The organism is Curtobacterium sp. PsM8 (assembly GCF_030433875.1).
GTDB lineage: Bacteria > Actinomycetota > Actinomycetes > Actinomycetales > Microbacteriaceae > Curtobacterium.
In genome coordinates this window covers 1-16,397 of record NZ_JARUXD010000029.1, presented here as the reverse complement: position 1 = coordinate 16,397, position 16,397 = coordinate 1, and the positions used below count along the sequence as shown (strand labels likewise).

General features: G+C 70.9%; 17 protein-coding genes. 6 read left to right on the top strand and 11 right to left on the bottom strand.

The window, feature by feature from the left end:
- Positions 1–280: 280 nt before the first annotated feature.
- A complete protein-coding gene (locus QCD68_RS08755; RefSeq protein ID WP_301222735.1) occupies positions 281–925 on the bottom strand; it encodes an NUDIX hydrolase in 645 nt (214 codons plus the stop codon).
- A gap of 93 nt (positions 926–1,018) precedes the next feature.
- Here QCD68_RS08755 and QCD68_RS08750 point away from each other — a divergent pair, with 93 nt between their 5' ends.
- Positions 1,019–1,966: an ADP-ribosylglycohydrolase family protein gene (locus QCD68_RS08750; RefSeq protein ID WP_301222734.1), complete on the top strand. Its 948-nt coding sequence runs from the start codon at positions 1,019–1,021 to the stop codon at positions 1,964–1,966.
- Positions 1,967–2,030: 64 nt separating this feature from the next.
- On the opposite strand, the gene QCD68_RS08745 is transcribed toward QCD68_RS08750, so the two are convergent.
- The 5 genes from QCD68_RS08745 to QCD68_RS08725 all read right to left on the bottom strand — a co-directional run bounded on the left by QCD68_RS08745 (position 2,031) and on the right by QCD68_RS08725 (position 5,782).
- Complete coding sequence (locus QCD68_RS08745) at positions 2,031–2,510, bottom strand: DUF4395 domain-containing protein (RefSeq protein ID WP_301222733.1); 480 nt, start codon at positions 2,508–2,510, stop codon at positions 2,031–2,033.
- Entirely contained in the window at positions 2,507–2,971 is a 465-nt protein-coding gene (locus tag QCD68_RS08740) for a thioredoxin family protein (protein WP_301222732.1), read from the bottom strand. Before QCD68_RS08740 ends, QCD68_RS08745 begins: the two co-directional genes overlap by 4 nt.
- A gap of 91 nt (positions 2,972–3,062) precedes the next feature.
- On the bottom strand, positions 3,063–3,986 hold the full coding sequence (locus tag QCD68_RS08735; protein ID WP_301222731.1) for a 3'-5' exonuclease: 924 nt from the start codon (positions 3,984–3,986) through the stop codon (positions 3,063–3,065).
- A gap of 93 nt (positions 3,987–4,079) precedes the next feature.
- Positions 4,080–5,120, bottom strand: coding sequence for a nuclease-related domain-containing protein (locus tag QCD68_RS08730; RefSeq protein WP_301222730.1), 1,041 nt, complete (start codon positions 5,118–5,120; stop codon positions 4,080–4,082).
- A gap of 143 nt (positions 5,121–5,263) precedes the next feature.
- On the bottom strand, positions 5,264–5,782 hold the full coding sequence (locus QCD68_RS08725; protein WP_301222729.1) for a hypothetical protein: 519 nt from the start codon (positions 5,780–5,782) through the stop codon (positions 5,264–5,266).
- A 74-nt stretch (positions 5,783–5,856) separates the two neighbouring features.
- On the opposite strand from QCD68_RS08725, the gene QCD68_RS08720 reads away from it, so the two are divergent.
- From QCD68_RS08720 to QCD68_RS08710, 3 genes are all read left to right on the top strand, one after another.
- The gene (locus QCD68_RS08720) at positions 5,857–6,075 is read left to right on the top strand and encodes a DUF1653 domain-containing protein (RefSeq protein WP_301222728.1); all 219 of its coding nucleotides are present in this window, start codon (positions 5,857–5,859) and stop codon (positions 6,073–6,075) included.
- 200 nt (positions 6,076–6,275) lie between these two features.
- Entirely contained in the window at positions 6,276–7,310 is a 1,035-nt protein-coding gene (locus QCD68_RS08715) for a hypothetical protein (RefSeq protein ID WP_301222727.1), read from the top strand.
- A gap of 53 nt (positions 7,311–7,363) precedes the next feature.
- Positions 7,364–10,864 (top strand): TM0106 family RecB-like putative nuclease, encoded by a 3,501-nt coding sequence (locus QCD68_RS08710; RefSeq protein WP_301222726.1) that lies wholly within the window; start codon positions 7,364–7,366, stop codon positions 10,862–10,864.
- A gap of 24 nt (positions 10,865–10,888) precedes the next feature.
- Here the strand turns inward: QCD68_RS08710 and QCD68_RS08705 are convergent, their stop codons facing one another.
- From QCD68_RS08705 to QCD68_RS08690, 4 genes are all read right to left on the bottom strand, one after another.
- Complete coding sequence (locus QCD68_RS08705; protein WP_301222725.1) at positions 10,889–11,689, bottom strand: hypothetical protein; 801 nt, start codon at positions 11,687–11,689, stop codon at positions 10,889–10,891.
- Positions 11,690–11,908: 219 nt separating this feature from the next.
- On the bottom strand, positions 11,909–12,547 hold the full coding sequence (locus QCD68_RS08700) for a GOLPH3/VPS74 family protein (protein WP_301222724.1): 639 nt from the start codon (positions 12,545–12,547) through the stop codon (positions 11,909–11,911).
- A gap of 2 nt (positions 12,548–12,549) precedes the next feature.
- The gene (locus QCD68_RS08695) at positions 12,550–12,978 is read right to left on the bottom strand and encodes an SseB family protein (RefSeq protein ID WP_181439260.1); all 429 of its coding nucleotides are present in this window, start codon (positions 12,976–12,978) and stop codon (positions 12,550–12,552) included.
- 113 nt (positions 12,979–13,091) lie between these two features.
- A complete protein-coding gene (locus tag QCD68_RS08690) occupies positions 13,092–13,898 on the bottom strand; it encodes an SDR family oxidoreductase (RefSeq protein ID WP_301222723.1) in 807 nt (268 codons plus the stop codon).
- A gap of 217 nt (positions 13,899–14,115) precedes the next feature.
- Between QCD68_RS08690 and QCD68_RS08685 the strand changes: the two genes are divergently transcribed.
- Positions 14,116–14,541, top strand: a complete 426-nt coding sequence (locus QCD68_RS08685) for a hypothetical protein (RefSeq protein ID WP_301222722.1) — start codon at positions 14,116–14,118, stop codon at positions 14,539–14,541.
- A 47-nt stretch (positions 14,542–14,588) separates the two neighbouring features.
- On the opposite strand, the gene QCD68_RS08680 is transcribed toward QCD68_RS08685, so the two are convergent.
- The gene (locus tag QCD68_RS08680; protein WP_301222721.1) at positions 14,589–15,413 is read right to left on the bottom strand and encodes an HNH endonuclease family protein; all 825 of its coding nucleotides are present in this window, start codon (positions 15,411–15,413) and stop codon (positions 14,589–14,591) included.
- A 101-nt stretch (positions 15,414–15,514) separates the two neighbouring features.
- Between QCD68_RS08680 and QCD68_RS08675 the strand changes: the two genes are divergently transcribed.
- The gene (locus QCD68_RS08675) at positions 15,515–16,294 is read left to right on the top strand and encodes an aldo/keto reductase (protein ID WP_301222720.1); all 780 of its coding nucleotides are present in this window, start codon (positions 15,515–15,517) and stop codon (positions 16,292–16,294) included.
- The last annotated feature ends 103 nt before the right edge of the window (positions 16,295–16,397 follow it).

Here is a 16,397-nt window from a genome sequence, read left to right as displayed (position 1 = left end):
CTCCAGATCCGCCCACACCCAGTCCGAGACCCGCTAATTCGGACGTTCACGCTGCGGGCCATCAGGCCGCGCAGGGCCGTTCGAGGACTGCGCGGTGCGAGCGGGCTGCACTGTATTCGGACGTTCATCGCCGCAGTTGAGTACTGGACGCCCTCTTGAGCGCGAATCGAGCCCTCTTCGCGGCGCGTGAGCCTGAAGGCGCGCGACGAGGCCGGAGCGAGGGCGTGGTTGATGCCTGGTCACTGGCGCCAAGCGAAAACGGCCCTCGCGGTGCTGCCGTTCACCCCCGCCTGTACACCCCCGCCGGCTTCCCCGGCCCCTCCGCCCGCTTCCCCTCGGCCACCACGAGCCGCCCCACCATCGCCCTTCGGAACGTGTCCGGCTGCAACTCCGCCCCGAGCACCACTTCGTGCAACCGCCGCAGTTCGGTCATCGTGAACGGCTCCGCGAGTAGCCCGTGCGGGTCCGGCCGCTCCCGGTGGTCCTCTCGCAGCTGTGCCACCGCGTACTCGAGGATGTCGTCGTGCGCGTGCACCATCGCCCCCGCTGCCGCGACGGGTACCAGGCGCGCCCGTCCGGAGTTGATCGTCAGGGCAGCCGCGGGGACGACGTCGAGGTGCGCCACGGACAGCACCCACCCCCGCGAGTCCCGCGTCGGGTCGTCGAACACGTGGAGCTGCCGTGGCGCGAGTCCCTCGACACCGGCTTTCTCACGCAGGGAACGCAGCACCGAGTCGGCGAGGCGTTCGCCCTCGTGCACGAAGGTCCCCGGCAGTCGCCAGTCACCGTCGACCGCGTCGCGGACCTGCAGCACCGACAGCTCGCCGTCGATGACGGTCAGGACCGCGGTGTCGACCGCCACGGAGGGGTGCGGGTAGTCCGCCAGGCGCTTGCCGCTCGGGTCGCGGTACTCGGTGTCAGCCACGGACGGGAGTTTACGCGCACTTGCGCTAATCACCAGACGGGTGCAGGATCGGATTAGCGCGGAACTGCGCTAATCCGATCCGGAGGTCTCGTCATGACCGAGCACACCACGATCCTCGACCGCGCCGTCGGCGCCGTCCTCGGCTCCGCCGCCGGTGACGCCCTCGGCGCCGGCTACGAGTTCGGCCCACCCGTCCCGGAACCGACGCCGATCCTGATGCAGGGTGGCGGCTCGTTCGGGTGGCGACCAGGGAAGTGGACGGACGACACGAGCATGGCCGTGCCGATCCTCCAGGCCGTCGCCCGAGGCGATGACCCGGCGGCGGAAGCCACCCTCGACGGCTTGGTCGCCGCCTGGGCGAAGTGGGCGCTGGACGCACCCGACGTCGGCATCCAGACCCGACAGGTCTTCGCCAGCCTGGAGGCGCGGACCGCCGCCGCCAGTCGGCTCGCTGCCCGGCGGGTGCACGAGTCGACCGGCCGGTCGGCCGGCAACGGGTCGCTGATGCGGACCGTGCCGCTGGTCCTCGCGTACCTGCGCGGTGACGGAGGTGAGGAGGAGCGGCTCGCCTCGGCGGCCCGCGCCGTCAGCGACCTGACGCACCACGAAGCGGACGCGGGCGACGCGTGCGTGCTGTGGTGCGTCGCGATCCGGCACGCGGTGCTGCACGGCGAGCTCGACGTCCTGCGGGGGCTGGACCTGCTCGCGCCGGCGGCTCGACGGACGTGGACCGAGCGACTCGTCGCAGCAGAGCACGCGGAGCCGGTCGCCTTCACCGCGACGAATGGGTGGGTCGTGTCGGCGCTGCAGGCGGCCTACGCGGCGGTGCGGTCGTCGACCTCGCTCGAGGACGCCCTTATCCGCGCGGTCAGGTCGGGCAACGACACGGACACGGTCGCGGCGATCGCCGGTGGCCTGGCCGGCGCGCTGTACGGGGCGGCGGCGCTGCCGGAGGAGTGGCGAGCGGTGCTGCACGGTTGGCCGGAGCTGCGGGCGGACGACCTCGTGGCGATGTCGGAGCAGGCGGTCGGCGGGCGCTGACCTGTGTCGCCGGAGTCGGCGTCGGAAGCTGCCGTGGGGGGAGTTTCCGACGCCGGACCCGGTGCTACGCGACGCTGCTGCGGCCGCGGAAGACGCCGACGCGGACGAGCCAGACGTACGTCAGGCACCCGATGCAGACGTCGAACGCTGCGTTGAGGAACGCGGCGACCAGGGCGACGGCAGCGCCGACCGGTGCGGCGTACGGGACGCCGAGCAGCGCCAGGACGAGGGCGACACCGGTGACGACGAGTCCGACGCGCTGGGCGAAGGTCGGGGGCTCGGGCGCCTCCAGTCCGGCGGGCGGGCCGAGCCGGGGGCGGATCAGGCGGCGGAACACCGCGCCGTACGGGTGGCGGGCGATGCCGGCCAGGCCTCCCCAGGCGAAGAGCGCAGCGATGACGGCGAGCAGGACGATGCCGACCGTCCGCGTGCCGTCGTTGAGGGTGAGGACGATGTCGAGCGCGAGCAGGACTGTCGTGATCGCGGCGCCGAAGCGGGGCGAACGCGGGTCGATGCCTCGGGAGGGCGCGGGGCTGGTGGTCATGAGTGCTCCTCGGTGAGGACGGCGTCGAGCGCGGCGATGAGTTCGGGCTGGCGGGGCGGTCCACCGAAGCGGGCACGGACGGTCTGGTCCCCGTCCACGAGGAGCACGGTCGGGGTCTGCATCACGTCGAAGCGCCGCGCGAGCTCCGGGCGTTCGGAGAGGTCGATCTCGAGCCGGCGGACGCGGGCAGGACCTTCAATTGTCGAAGACTTCGCGGCGGCGACCGCGTCGAGCTGCCTCGCCGTGGCGGGACAGCGTGCGCATGTGGGCGTCGAGAACTGGAGGAGCGTGGCGGCGGTGCCGAACGCCTCCCGGCCGGCGAGGTCGGCCACTGTCGTCGCGTCGCGGACCTTGGACGTGACCACTCGTGCTCGGCCGGTGCGGCTGCGGAGCAGCAGGCCGAGGGCCGTCGCGAGAGCGAGGATGCCGGCGACGATCGCGAGTGAGAGGGCGACGGTCATGGTGTGGACACTACGTCGCCCGGGTCGTCGGACCAAGGGTGTTGAGTCCCGTGACGAAGGCAAAGATCTGTTGGATCGGATCCGATGGAGATCAGTTCGAGACACCGACCCACAGCTGGTCGCGCGCTCTGGTCATCCCGACGTAGAGCTCGCGGAGATCGAGGCGGCGTCGTTCGAGGGCGCTCTCGTTCTCGGCCGCTGGCTCCTGGTCGAGGAGGCGCGATGGGACGTCCGTCAAGAAGACGTGTTTGAACTCGAGGCCCTTGGCACGCTTGATGGTGCCGACCTTGATGTTGCTCGTCGTCTGACCCGTGTACCGCTCGATCGACACGGCCGGGAGGCGCTCCTCACGCAGTATGCCGATGACACGGTTGGCTGCCGCATTGGTCCGGGCCAAGATGCCGATGTCGCCGGTCCTCGTCCCGCCCCGGACAGCCGACCGAACGGCAGCCACCAGGGCTCGGTGGAGGTCCTTCGACTGGGTGAAGCGTCGGAGTACCGGCTCCGGTCCGGTCCGGGTGATCGCGGCGACCGTGTCACCAGCAGCATCCGTGCCCTCGATGTCAGTGACGATGTCGTCCTCGACGAGACGGCGCGCGAAGTCGGCGATCTGACGGGTGTTGCGGTGGTTGACGTCGAGGACGACGCCACGGCCGGCAAGGCTGATGCCGATCTCTCCGAGCGTGTAGCCGCCCGGGTAGATGGACTGCTGACCGTCGCCGATCAGCGTCAAGCCGTCCGGTCGGTCGCCGACGAGGGCGTGCAACATCCCGACCGTCACGCAGTCCAGGTCTTGCGCTTCGTCGATCACGACCGCCTCGTACCGATGGAGCGGACGCTCCCGGAGCTCGTCGCGAGCCATCCGGGCCAGGTCAGCCCAGTCGACGACGCCAGCGGAACTGAGATTGCGGTTGTACGTCTCGGTCAGGGCCCATGCTCGCTCGCGAAGCTCGACCGGGAGGGCGTACTTCCTTCCGACGCGGGACACGGCTGCGTACCGCTCGAACTCGGTCAACCCTCGACCCTTGATCACGTGCGTCACTTCGTCCCGCCAGTACCCAGAGCCGAACCGCGGTGACCTGAGCGGGTCCTTCGGGTCGAGGGCGTTCTAAGCGCGCCACCAGGCGGTGTTCGCGGCATCCGGGTCGATCTCGAACGGGATGCGGCGTTCCACGAGCAGTGAGCGGGCGAACGAATGAACGCCTGCGAACTCGACCTTCGCGGCGTGCGCGGGTTCCAGACGCTCGAGCAGGGACTTCAGCACTGCCGGGAAACTCTTCACGTACGTCGTCACGAGCACCTTGTCGGTGGCGGCTCGAGCGAGGTGCGCTGTTCGGTGCAGGCCCACGACGGTCTTGCCGGTACCCGCAGCACCGCGGATACGTGCTGGCCCGTTGAAACTCCGTCGCGCGATCTTCGCCTGCGCCGGGTCGAGGAAGGACATCCACGTCTCGATCGGCGCTTCGTCCAGATGGAGGAGCCCGCGGTGGAACTCTTCCAAGTCGAAGACGACCTCGTTCTCGTCCTCATCGACGTCGATCTGCAGGGCGGATGGTCCGTCCTCTGGGTCGACGATGACCGCGAAGTAGTCGCGGGCGACCGCGGCGAGCTGCTCCACGTCGGCGACGTTCAACCGGGCACCGGGACGTCGAAGGCGCTCGACGAGCTTCTCCGTCCCCACGACCTCGACGGTCCCGACCTCAGTCGCGATCCGGGGTTGCAGCGACATCGCGGCGATGCAGTGCACCTCGCTCGGAGGCAGACCGACCTCGGCGAAGGCCTCCTGCGTGTCAGCGAGCAACGTGGAGAGCGAGTCGAACTCGTCCGTCACGTCGTCCTGTCCCCGGTGCGGCCGACCGCCCTGCACCGAGAAGTCCCGCCATGCCTTCGTGTCGACGATGAAGACCCCGGAGCGCCCGACGACGACCAGGTCCACCTGCGCTGTTCTCGATCCGGGCCATCGCCGGTCGGGAAGGAGCTGGAATCCGTCGGTCGCCAGCTCGGAGACCAACCGCATCGTCTGTGCTTCGGTCTGCTCCGCAACCGAGAACCGGCCGGAAGCGGCGAGCAAGGCGGCTGCGCTGGCCGGGTCGGCCTCAGCTTCGCGGCTGAGATGACGAGCACGTCCGCCCGCTGATGCCCCCGCCATGCTCATACAGTCGCCTCCGCAACAGAGGATCCACCATCGACTTCGCGGCGGTCCCCCTGCCGTCGCGCCCGCACATCAGGTTGCTGGACCACGTGGCGTCGCACCAGTGACCTCTTCGGGCGACGGCAGCGACTGACCAGAGATCAGTCCGGCAGGCCGAGCCGCTCGCACTCCGCCCACTGTTCGGGGCGGCGCTTGTCGAGCCACGCGGTGAACTCGCGGTAGCCGCGGTAGTTCGTGAAGACCATGAACTGCTTCTTCCGCTGCTCGTTCCAAGCGGTGAGGCTGATGAAGGTCGGCCCACCACCGTTCGACTGCTTGCCGAAGCGGAGCGTGTGGATGTCGTCGACCTCGCGCCGACGGAACTTGCCGAACCCCGACTTCACGTCGTAGTGCCGGTCGTACACGTTGATCCGGCCGGCGGCGAGGGCCAGGCCGAACAGCAGGAAGACGGCTCCGAGGCCGAGGAGGATCCCGAACGCGGGGCTGTCGTCGGTGCCCGCGATGAGCTGGAAGACGATCCCCGGAATCCCGATGACCAGGCCGAACACCCCGAGGGCCAAGAAGATCACCCCAGGGAACAGCGGCCGGCGCACGACGATCATCGGCGCCACCTCCGCCTTGGTCGCGCTTCCGCCCCACTGGTTGATGCTGTCGCTCATCGTTCCCCCTTCGACCGAAACCGTACCGGGAACCGCGGCGCTCGGTCGGCCGCCGTCTCCGTACCATCGGGAGGATGAGCGACGACGTGACCCCAGGACGGTACCGGCACTTCAAGGGCGGGGAGTACCAGGTGGTGCTCCTGGCGCAGGACGTCGAGACCGAGGAGCCGGTCGTCGTGTACCAGGCGCTGTACGGCGAGCACGGGCACTGGGTTCGGGGTCTCGCGGACTTCACCGCGCACGTGTCGCGCGACGGGTACGACGGAGCGAGGTTCGTGCGACTGGTGACGTGAGCCGCTCAGCGAAGGCGTGAGCGGCCGCGCACCGCGAGCACCTGGTCGGTGGCATCGATCAGTCGCGGGACCTGCCTCCTGGCAGCGGACACGGTGGCCTCCGACGCCGTGGAGAAGCCCCACGGGTCTGGAACAGTGGCGGAGAGCGACGGCGGGGCAGTAAGGCGGGACCTGTCAGTGGTCTTCGAGAGGCTCCACGCATGACAGACGCATCTCTCGCCGCCTGGCAGTTCGTTGTCGTGGTGCTCCTCTGGGTTGGCTGTGTCAGCTTCGTTCTCTGGGCCTCGTACCTCTACGTCCTGGTCCTCAGCCAGGGGAGTCGAAAAGCGGTGCTCACGCTGAACAAGCTGGAGCAACGATCCGTCCGAGCGGAAGTGCTCCGCGGACCTCTTTCGCACCACGCGTGGCATCGGTTCCGGGTGAAGCACCTTCCCATCGCCGAAGGAGTGTGGCGCGCTGAACAGCTGCTCTTCCGGCCACCGACATGGCTCGGCTTCGTCATCCTCGTTGACGTCTTGGCGCTCGTCGGGCTGCTCATCGTGGCGTCGATGAACGACACAACTCCCCGCTGGTGGGACGGTCTGACGCTTGCGCTCGCATTCTTCTCGGCGGTCCCGTGGCTGTCGACCGTGCTGCTGCATCGGGTGATGTGTCTCCGTCGCGCGAGGAGCGAGTGGGAGGTCGCTCTCCTCGGAGAAAAACTCGTGGCTGACGCTCGCTCGGAACTCGACCAGGATTTCATCGCACGGCGGACTACGCGGGTACTCGGCGCGCTCGGTCGGCGTTTCCCGCGGGGAAGGTCTCGCCAGGGCAACTCAGCGGAAGGCCGCATCTGGCTCGCGAAAGCCCAGCCGGCTGTTCAGATGCGGGCGGTGTTGGTCGCCTCGGACGTAACGGAACGGCGAGAGTGGTCGGGTTGGATCGACACGTGGCTGGATCGGGTCAGCGAAGCGTTCGAGTCACGCCCCTCGTCGACACAGCCGGAGGCAAGTGCTTTGGATGCTCTTCCCTCCCATGACCCGGACGTGTACGGTCTCGCTGCACTCGTGGTCGTTTGTAGTTGCTTCGGAAGCGTCGGGGTCGCTCTCATGGCGTTCTCCAGCGGTTTCGACATGTCGGCCGCGTTGAGCGCATGGGATTCGACAGCAGGTCGACTGACGACATTCGTCGGACTCGTGGGCACCGTACTGAGCATCCTCAGTTACCGACGTGGACGGTCCGGGAATAGCGCATGAGCTGGGAGTTCGTCGGCAGCAGCGACGTCTGACGCCAGCCCTAGGGTGACAGCATGCAGATCACCGAGGACGGCCGAGCCCTGCTCAGCCCGAGCGACCTCACCACGTGGGCGACCTGCGAGTGGGCGTTCCTCCGCCGCCTCGACGCCAAGCTCGGCCGCGGCGAACCCCTGCCCGACGAGCACGACGACATGCTCGACCGGACGGCCCGCCTGGGGGACCAGCACGAGCTCGACTACCTCGAGATCCTCAAGCAGTCCCACGATGTCGTCGAGTTCGACCGCCCGGCCCCGCCGCAGTACCGACAGGCGGCAGCCGCAGCGCTCCAGGCCATGCGCGACGGCGCCGACGTCCTGTACCAACCGACGTTCCACGTCCCCGCGTCGGCCGACGGCACCGGCTTCATCGGCTTCGCGGACTTCATCATCCGGAACGACCGCGGCGAGTACGAGGTCTACGACACCAAGCTCGCCCGGCACGCCAAGATCAGCGCCCTGCTGCAGCTCGCCGCCTATGCCGAGCAGATGCGCGCGCACGGCATCCCGACCGGGCAGCAGGTGCACCTGGTCCTCGGCGACCGCACGACGACCACGCACGAGCTGGCCGACATCGTGCCGGTGTACCGCACGCAGCGCGCCGAGTTGATCCGCGTGATCGCCGAACGCATGGCCGCGGACGAGCCGATGCTGTGGGGCGACCCCCGGTACTCCAGCTGCGGCCGGTGCGCCGCCTGCCAGCAGGAGGTGCAGCGACACCGCGACCTGGTCCTCGTCGCCGGCATGCGCCTCGACCAGCGGACGAAGCTGATCCGGCAGGGCGTGCGGTCGATCGACGACCTGGCGGTCCGCACCGCACCGGTGGCGACCATGTCGAAGACGACACTGGATCGTCTGGTGCGTCAGGCGAGCCTCCAGATCGAGACGGAGCGCGCGGCGAACCGCAGCGACGGGGCGGACGCAAGCCGGACCGGACCTGCCTTCGAGGTCCTCGACCCACGGGCCCTCGACGCGATCCCCGCACCGGACCCCGGCGACGTCTTCTTCGACTTCGAGGGCGACCCGCTGCACACCGAGGACGGCGTGCACTGGGGCCTCGACTACCTGTTCGGACTCGTCGACGACCAGGCCGAGTTCCGGGCGTTCTGGGCGCACACGATCCGAGACGAGCGACAGGCGCTGCTCGACTTCCTCGCGTTCATCGCAGACCGCCGTCAGCAGTACCCGGACATGCACATCTACCACTACGCCGCGTACGAGCGGACGCACCTGCTGTCCCTCGCGGCCCGGCACGGGGTGGGGGAGGACGCGGTCGACGACCTGCTGCGCGCCGGCGTCCTCGTCGACCTGTACCCGATCGTGCGGAAGGCCCTGGTCGTCGGAAGCCGCAGCTACTCGATCAAGAAGCTCGAGCCGCTGTACATGGGCGACGACCTGCGGCTCAGCGACGTCACGAACGCGGCCGACAGCATCACCGCCTACGTCGACGCCATCACCGAACTCCGGACCGGGGACGCCGTCGCGGGGCAGCGGCAACTCGACCAGGTCGCCGACTACAACGCCTACGACTGCCGGTCGACGCTGCGCCTGCGCGACTGGTTGCTGGGCCTCCGCGCCGAACACGCTCCGGACGCCACGACGACGGTCGAGCTGGAGGGGCTGCCGCCCCTGCCCGTCGAGCGCGAGCCGAACCCGGTGTACGTCGCGCTCGCCGCCGAGACGGCAGACGTCGACGCCCTCGACCGCACCCCCGACCAGACCGCGCTGGCGCTCGCTGCAGCCGCCATCGACTACCACCGCCGCGAGGCGAAGACGTTCTGGCAGGACCACTTCGACCGGCTGCGGAACCCCGTCGACGAGTGGGCCGACACTCGCGACGTGCTCGTCGTCGAACGCGCCTCCGTCGAGCGGGACTGGGCGACGCTGCCGCGCGCCCGCTCACAGTCGCGGGAGATCCGGTTGTCGGGGACGCTCGCGCCCGGCTCCAGGCTCCGGCCGGGAGGCTCGCCCCACCTCGTGTACGACGACCCACTGCCGGCGTCGATCACCGCCCCGGGCCCCGGCTCGAAGGGCGCCAGCGACCGCGCCACGATCCTTGAGGTGTGGGACAACGGCGATGCCACCGAGGTGCTCGTGCTCGAACGCCTGCCCGTCGGTGGCGGGGACCCGCACTCCGGCTTCCCGGCCGCCCTCGCGCCGTCGTCGCCCCCGCGGGCGAAGCCGCAGCCCGAGGCGATCGCCGAGTGGGGTGCCGAGGTGCTCGACGCCCTGCCGGAGATGCTGCCCGACCCGGCGCTCGACCTGCTGCGGCGGGTGCCGCCTCGCGGGCCCCTCGTACCGGTCGCGGGGGACGACACGGTGGGCGCCGTGGTGGCGACCCTGCTCGGACTGGACCGGTCGTACCTGGCGATCCAGGGGCCTCCCGGCACGGGCAAGACGTACGTCGGGTCGAACGTCGTGGCGAAGCTCGTACGTGAGCACGGGTGGCGGGTCGGCGTCGTCGGGCAGTCGCACGCGACCAGCGAGAACTTCCTCGACGCGGTGATCGCCGCCGGGGTGCCCGCGGACCGGGTGGTGAAGCAGCCGAAGAGCGGCGCCGACCCCGAGGACATCGAGGCTGCCGAGTGGACGCCCGTGAAGAACGGCGCGGCGATCGCGGCGTTCCTGCAGTCCTGCGCCGACACCGGCACCGGGGGAGTCGTCGGCGGGACGGCGTGGACCTTCGCCAACGAGTCGACCGTCGCCCGGCACTCCCTGGACCTGCTCGTCGTCGACGAGGCGGGGCAGTTCTCCCTCGCGCCGACGATCGCCTCCGCCATCGCGGCCACCCGCCTGCTGCTGCTCGGCGACCCGCAGCAGCTGCCGCAGGTGTCGCAGGGCTCGCACCCGGAGCCGGTCGACGAGTCCGCGCTCGGCTGGCTGGCCGACGGGGAGCACGTGCTGCCGCCGGAGTTCGGGTACTTCCTGGCGCAGACCCGACGGATGGAGCCGGCCCTGACCGCGGCGGTGTCGGGGCTGTCCTACGACGGGCAGCTCGCGTCGATGGTGTCCGGGCGACACCTCGACGGGATCGACCCCGGCGTGCACCCGGTGCCCGTCGTGCACACGGGGAACACGACCTCGTCGCCGGAGGAAGCGTCGCAGGTCGTCGCCCTCGTCGCCGACGTCGTCGGTCGCACGTGGACCGACGACCGCGGCACCCGCCAGCTCACCGACGAGGACGTCATCGTCGTCGCGCCCTACAACGCGCAGGGTGCGGTGATCCGCGACGCCCTCGACCGGGCCGGGTACACCGGCACGCAGGTCGGGACCGTCGACCTGTTCCAGGGCCGGGAGGCGGTGGTCTCGATCACCTCGCTGGCCGCGTCCTCGGCGGCGGACATCCCACGCGGGCTCGACTTCCTGCTCATGCCGAACCGGCTGAACGTGGCGCTGTCACGGGCGAAGTGGGCGGCGTACCTCGTGCACTCGCCGGCGTTGACCACGGCGCTGCCGCCGTCGATCGCGGGGCTGGGGCTGTTGTCGCGGTTCATCGAGTTGGTGGCGCCGCGGGAGTGAGCTCGCGGGTGGCCGCCTGCAGCGTCAACCGACCTCGACGGTCCCGACTGTGGAGTTGAACGAGGCGGTCGTGCCGAATTGGCCGCCACGCACCGTCACCGCCCAGGCGGACGCGTCCGGTGACACCGAGTACGTGACCTGTGCACCCTGGGGGACGGCGGCCAGCCCGGTGCCGTCGAGGAGCCGGATGGTGACGTCGTCCCCGGTGCTGACGACGAGCGTCGGCGGGAACGGCCCAGCGCCGAATCGCTGGCGCATGACGAAGGCGAGGGTGCCGGCAGTCTGCGCGAGCGCGGTCCGCTCCTCGGCGGCCGAGGCCGGCAGTGCGGCCGGCGCGGTACCGGCACCGGTGCTCGTCGTCTCGGGCACCGGGGGCACCGGAACAGCTGGCGCGGCGCTCTGCTCGGTCGCGCCCTGGTCGGCGGGCTGGCCCACCGGCGTGTCCGTCGGAGCCACCGCCACGAGCTCGCGGCTGTGGCCAGCGATCGGCAGCGACAGGGCGGGCAGTGCGACGCCGGCCGTCCCGAGCAAGAACGCGATCACCGCATAGACCATCAGCGCCGTCCCGACCGCGCCGAGCACTGCGCCACCCCGACCGAAGGCACGCACCGCTGCTGATCCCCACCGGGCGACCCGCACCGCGTGCGTTCCGACCACCATCGCGGTGACGCCGATGGTCGACGCGACGAAGCCGGTCGAGACACCGTCCCGTTGCGGCTCGACGAGGGCCAGGACCATGCTGCCGCCGCCGAGCAGCATCGCGAGCCAGGCATACGCGGCTGGGCGGGTACGGTGCTTCGCCGACGTCGCTCCGTAGGTCGTCATGGTGGCGATCGGCGGGATCGAACGACCACCGCCGGATCGGGTTTCGGGCGGGGACCAGTCTCGTGGACCCGGATCGCCGAGCGGCATGGTGTTCCCCCTGTTCGCCGTGGACCGGTCCATCCTGGCGTCGAGGAGGGCGTCTGAGGCATCCCCAGTTCTGGTGCGGTGCAAGTTCCGCCGCGCGTTCCCACCGCGTGAGCGTCAGCTCGAGATGGCCACTCAGCCTCCGGCCGCACCGCCCCCGGCAGTCGCCGCCGTCTGCCGACTCTGCACCACGGACTTCACCGCACCCGCAACCCAGTCCCCGTCCGTCAGCGCCTTGACGCGCTGCCGGTCGACCTTGCCGAACTGCCCGCGCAGCGTGCCCGTCGCCTCGAGCAGCCCGATGAGCGCGACCTGGAACGGCGACGGCGCGGCGCCGAGGTGCAGGACGTCGCCGATCTCGCCGCGCAGGAGCTTCGCCGGGCCGGCGTCCCGCTCTGGCCAGCGGGTGGACGGGAAGATCCCCAGGACCCGGTGCTCCAGCCGCACCACGAGTCCGCGGCCGACGAGTCCGGCGAGCACGGCCTGCCGCAATGCACCGGTCGCGTACCGGGAGACCCAGGACGCGGGCCGTCGCGGCGCCGGTGCGAGGTCGATCTGTTCCTTCATGCCGTCGATCACCGGGTCGCCGACGGGAGCGGACTTCGTCGCGACCACCTTGCGCCCGTCGAACTGCAGCACCCCGCGGAGGGCCAGGTCACCGAGCACGGCACCGGCGACACCGGGGTCGAAGGTCTGCGACGACACGGCGAGCTTGCCGTCCGGACGCAGGAGCAGCAGCGCGTACGCCTGCGGCAGCGTCAGCTGGGCGGACATCGTCAGTCCTCGTCGGCCTCGGGCGGCACGCCGCTGATCCCGGCTCGCAGTCCGGCGACGACGTCGGCCTGCAGGAAGTTCGCCGCTTCGGCGCTGGTCGGGTCGACGACGATCCCGAACTCTTCGGGCAGTGCAGTGACGAGTTCGGCCATCGGCATCGCGCGTGCTTCCAACCCCGGGAGGCTCGTGGCCAGCTGGGTGGGATCGGTGAAGACCGGCACGAACGGGCGGTCGCGGAGCACGACGTGCGCGACGCTGCCGTCCTCGGGCTCGCCGCTGGTGCCGGCGGCCTTCCACGGCACCCAGGCCGCGCTGCCGAGGAACCCCTCGGCGGATGCGCCCATGCGGCGTCGCAGGTCACCGGCGGCGTCCGGCCCGGTGTTCTCGGCTCCGGGGCCGAAGCCGGACCCGGTCGTTCCGTTGGCGCTCATCGCGTTCCCCTCCACGGTCGTGTGACCAGCCATGCTGTCACGCAGGAGGGGCGGAACGGGTGGGGCGCGCCTCCCGTCAGGAAGGCGCGCCCCGGTGACACGGACCGCGAGGGTCAGTACTTGGCGGACTGCCCGCCGTCGATCGGGACGACGGCGGCGTTGATGTAGGACGCGTCGTCGGAGAGCAGGAAGGCGACGACCGCGGCGATCTCGGGTGCCTCGCCGTAGCGCTTGGTGGGGTTGATCTGGATGAACTCCTCGGCGGCCTTGCGCGGGTTCTCCGCGTCGATCTGCTTCATCGAGTTCTCGACCATCGGCGTCCAGATGGCGCCCGGTGCGATCGCGTTGATGCGGATGCCGAACTCGCCGTACTCGACGGCCGAGTTGCGGGTCAGGCCGACGACGCCGTGCTTGGCGGCCGCGTAGCCGGACTGGTTGCCGACGCCGCGGATGCCGCCGACGCTGGCGGTGTTGACGACCATGCCGGAGCCCTGCTCGCGCATCACGGCGAGGACCTTCTCGAGGCCCAGGAACACACCGCGGAGGTTGATCGAGACGACCTTGTCGAACTCGGCGGCGGTGAACGACTCGGTGAGGTTCTGCTTGCCCTCGATGCCGGCGTTGTTGAAGAAGCCGTCGATGCGGCCGAAGCGCTCGACCGTGGCGGCGACGTACGCCTCGACCTGGGCCTCGTCGGACACGTCGGCGATGGTGGTGAGGACGTCGGCGTCGGGGGCGGCCTGGAGGACGGCGGTCTTCGTCGCCTCGAGACCCTGCTCGGAGACGTCGACGAGGGCGAGCTTCGCGCCCTCGGTGGCCAGGCGGACGGCGGTCGCACGGCCGAGGCCCGAGCCGCCGCCGGTGATCAGGACGACGCGGTCGGCGAAGCGGGTGGTGGTGGTGGAGCTGGTGTCGGTCATGTGGTGGAGGCCTCCTGCGGTCTTCGACGATGAAGGGCTCGGGGTCCGGGGAGCGTGCGTGTCACGGCGCGGCGCTGAGCGGCGAGTCCGGTCCGGCGGGCGTCCGCCGGACGCGACTTACGCTACAGGTGTTGTCTGACCGCGAGCGGAGTGCGGCCTCGTCAGCCGCCGCCCTCTAGGCTTGCGGTGGCCGAGGGGGCCGGGGAAGCGGGGGACCATGTCAGACGAACTGATCGAGCAGCGCGGGGCGTCGGAACCGCAGCCGGGGTCGCAGTCGCAGTCGGGACCGCGGCGCTCGCGGTCGACCGCGTCGACGATCGACCTCGTCGTGACGATCACCGGCTTCGTCCTGCTGGCGATGGTCGGCGGCGCGCTCGTCGTCTTCGGCTGGCTCGTCGCGACGGTGTCCCAGTACGGCTGCGACTGGGAGAGTTCGACGCGCGAGTGCCGGCCGTCGATCGGCGTCGAGACGGCCGTGGTCGACGGCATCGTGCTCGCCCTCGTGCTCATCGGTGGCGGGGTCCTCGCGGCGTGGCTGCGTCGGACGCGGCCGCTCGGGTGGGTCGCCGTGCTGGCGACGGTCGCCGCGATGTTCCTGGTCGTGCTCATCACGTTCACCGCGGTCGGAGCGTTCGGGCACTGAGGCGGGCCGCCCGACCTGGTGCGCCCGACCTGGTGCGCCCGACCCGCTCAGCAGGTGCTGAGGACCCGCTCCATCGCGTCCCGCTCGGCCGGCACGACCCACAGCCGGTACTCCGCCTTCACCTCGATCTGGTGCTCGACGTACTCGCACCGGAACCCCGTCGCCGCGGGCAGCCACGTCGCCGCGTCGCCCGAGCGCTTCTGCGAGTTCGAGCGCCCGTCGACCGCGAACAGGTTCTCCGGGTCGTTCGCCAGGGCCTGCCGCTCGGCCTGGGACAGCTGCTGCGCCCCGGTACGCCAGGCGTTCTCGAGCGCGACGACGTGGTCGATCTGCACGAGGGTCGAGGTCGTGTTCCCCCGCACGAACGCGATCTCGCCGCCGGTGTACGGCGAGACGAGGTCGCCGGACACCACCTTGCACGGGCCCTGCCGGACGACGTCCGTCAGGTCGCGGGCCAGCACGTCGTTCCGGGTGTCGCACCCGTTGTGGTCGACGTCGAGCCAAGGTGTGCCGAAGTCGGCCTCCCGGTCGTAGCCGGTCGCGGGCGCCTTCCCCTTCACCGGCAGGCCTGCGAGCGTCGCGCGGGCAGCGGCGACGGACTGACTGGAGGCGCGGCTCGGCCCCGACGTGGCGGGCGTCGGAGCCGACGTGGTCACGGTGGGACGGGCGGCGGTGCCGCTGCCTGTGGTGCCCGGGTTGTTTGCGGCGCCCGGGGTGCTGGCGGCGCTCGGGGTGTCTGCGGCGCTCGTCGTCGCGCCTGCTCCGGTGGAGAGCGCCCCTGACGAGAACAAGGCCCACACCCCCACCGCGAGGACGAGCGTGACGATCGAGGACTGGACGGTGGCGCGCGTGCGGCGTCGGCGGGACGTCATGTTCGGTGGTGCTCCTGGTGGTGCTCGGGGGACCCGTCGATCCTGCCGGAGGCCGCCGACACCCTGGGACGCACGCGCCGCAGTCCGCGTAGGCAGGAGCCATGACCGACTACGCACAACCGTCCGTGCCCGTCACCGGAGGCTCGATGCCGCTCCTCGGCTTCGGCACCTGGCAGATCGAGGAGTCCGCCGCTCCCGCCGCGGTCGCCGCCGCCCTCGAGGCCGGCTACCGCCACATCGACACCGCCACCGGCTACCGCAACCAGCGCGGGGTCGGCAAGGCCATCGCCGACTCCGGCCTGGCCCGCGAGGACCTGTTCGTCACGACGAAGCTGCCGCCGGACAACGCCGACCGCGTCCGCGAGACCATCGAGGAGAGCCTCGACCAGCTCGGGCTCGACCACCTCGACCTGTGGCTCATCCACTGGCCGCCGAGCGGTGGGGCCAGCCCGGAGGTGTGGCAGCAGCTCGTCGACGCGCAGCAGGCCGGCCTGACGAAGGCGATCGGGGTCAGCAACTACTCGCTCGACCAGATCGACGAGCTCATCCAGGCCACGGGTGCGACCCCGGCCGTCAACCAGATCCGCTGGAGCCCAGTCGAGTTCGACCGCACCATCGCCGACGGACTGCGCGACCGGGGTGTGGTCCTCGAGGGCTACAGCCCCTTCAAGGCGAGCAACCTGCAGGACCCGACGCTCGTGGAGATCGCCGAGGCCCACGACGCAGATGCCGCCCAGGTCATCGTCGCCTGGCACGTCGCGCACCAGTTCGTGGTGATCCCGAAGTCGTCGAACCCGGACCGCATCCGGTCGAACGCCGCCGGCGCGACCCTCGAGCTGAGCCCTGACGAGATCGCCCGGATCGACGGCTTGGCGGCCTGACCCGCCCCGAGCAGCTGAGACGCGGGGGCGCCCCCCCCCCGCCCCCGCGGGGCCGGGGGGGGGGGGGGGGGGGGGGGGGGGGGGGGGGGGGGGGGGGGGGGGG

Excerpts from the sequence above, each read along its gene's own strand:
- QCD68_RS08695 (WP_181439260.1), bottom strand. The coding sequence starts at position 12,978 with ATGAGCGCCAACGGAACGACCGGGTCCGGCTTCGGCCCCGGAGCCGAG.
- QCD68_RS08740 (WP_301222732.1), bottom strand. The coding sequence starts at position 2,971 with ATGACCGTCGCCCTCTCACTCGCGATCGTCGCCGGCATCCTCGCTCTC.
- QCD68_RS08690 (WP_301222723.1), bottom strand. The coding sequence starts at position 13,898 with ATGACCGACACCAGCTCCACCACCACCACCCGCTTCGCCGACCGCGTC.
- QCD68_RS08750 (WP_301222734.1), top strand. The coding sequence starts at position 1,019 with ATGACCGAGCACACCACGATCCTCGACCGCGCCGTCGGCGCCGTCCTC.
- QCD68_RS08705 (WP_301222725.1), bottom strand. The coding sequence starts at position 11,689 with ATGACGACCTACGGAGCGACGTCGGCGAAGCACCGTACCCGCCCAGCC.
- QCD68_RS08715 (WP_301222727.1), top strand. The coding sequence starts at position 6,276 with ATGACAGACGCATCTCTCGCCGCCTGGCAGTTCGTTGTCGTGGTGCTC.
- QCD68_RS08730 (WP_301222730.1), bottom strand. The coding sequence starts at position 5,120 with ATGGCGGGGGCATCAGCGGGCGGACGTGCTCGTCATCTCAGCCGCGAA.
- QCD68_RS08675 (WP_301222720.1), top strand. The coding sequence starts at position 15,515 with ATGACCGACTACGCACAACCGTCCGTGCCCGTCACCGGAGGCTCGATG.
- QCD68_RS08710 (WP_301222726.1), top strand. The coding sequence starts at position 7,364 with ATGCAGATCACCGAGGACGGCCGAGCCCTGCTCAGCCCGAGCGACCTC.
- QCD68_RS08745 (WP_301222733.1), bottom strand. The coding sequence starts at position 2,510 with ATGACCACCAGCCCCGCGCCCTCCCGAGGCATCGACCCGCGTTCGCCC.
- QCD68_RS08720 (WP_301222728.1), top strand. The coding sequence starts at position 5,857 with ATGAGCGACGACGTGACCCCAGGACGGTACCGGCACTTCAAGGGCGGG.
- QCD68_RS08685 (WP_301222722.1), top strand. The coding sequence starts at position 14,116 with ATGTCAGACGAACTGATCGAGCAGCGCGGGGCGTCGGAACCGCAGCCG.
- QCD68_RS08700 (WP_301222724.1), bottom strand. The coding sequence starts at position 12,547 with ATGTCCGCCCAGCTGACGCTGCCGCAGGCGTACGCGCTGCTGCTCCTG.
- QCD68_RS08725 (WP_301222729.1), bottom strand. The coding sequence starts at position 5,782 with ATGAGCGACAGCATCAACCAGTGGGGCGGAAGCGCGACCAAGGCGGAG.
- QCD68_RS08680 (WP_301222721.1), bottom strand. The coding sequence starts at position 15,413 with ATGACGTCCCGCCGACGCCGCACGCGCGCCACCGTCCAGTCCTCGATC.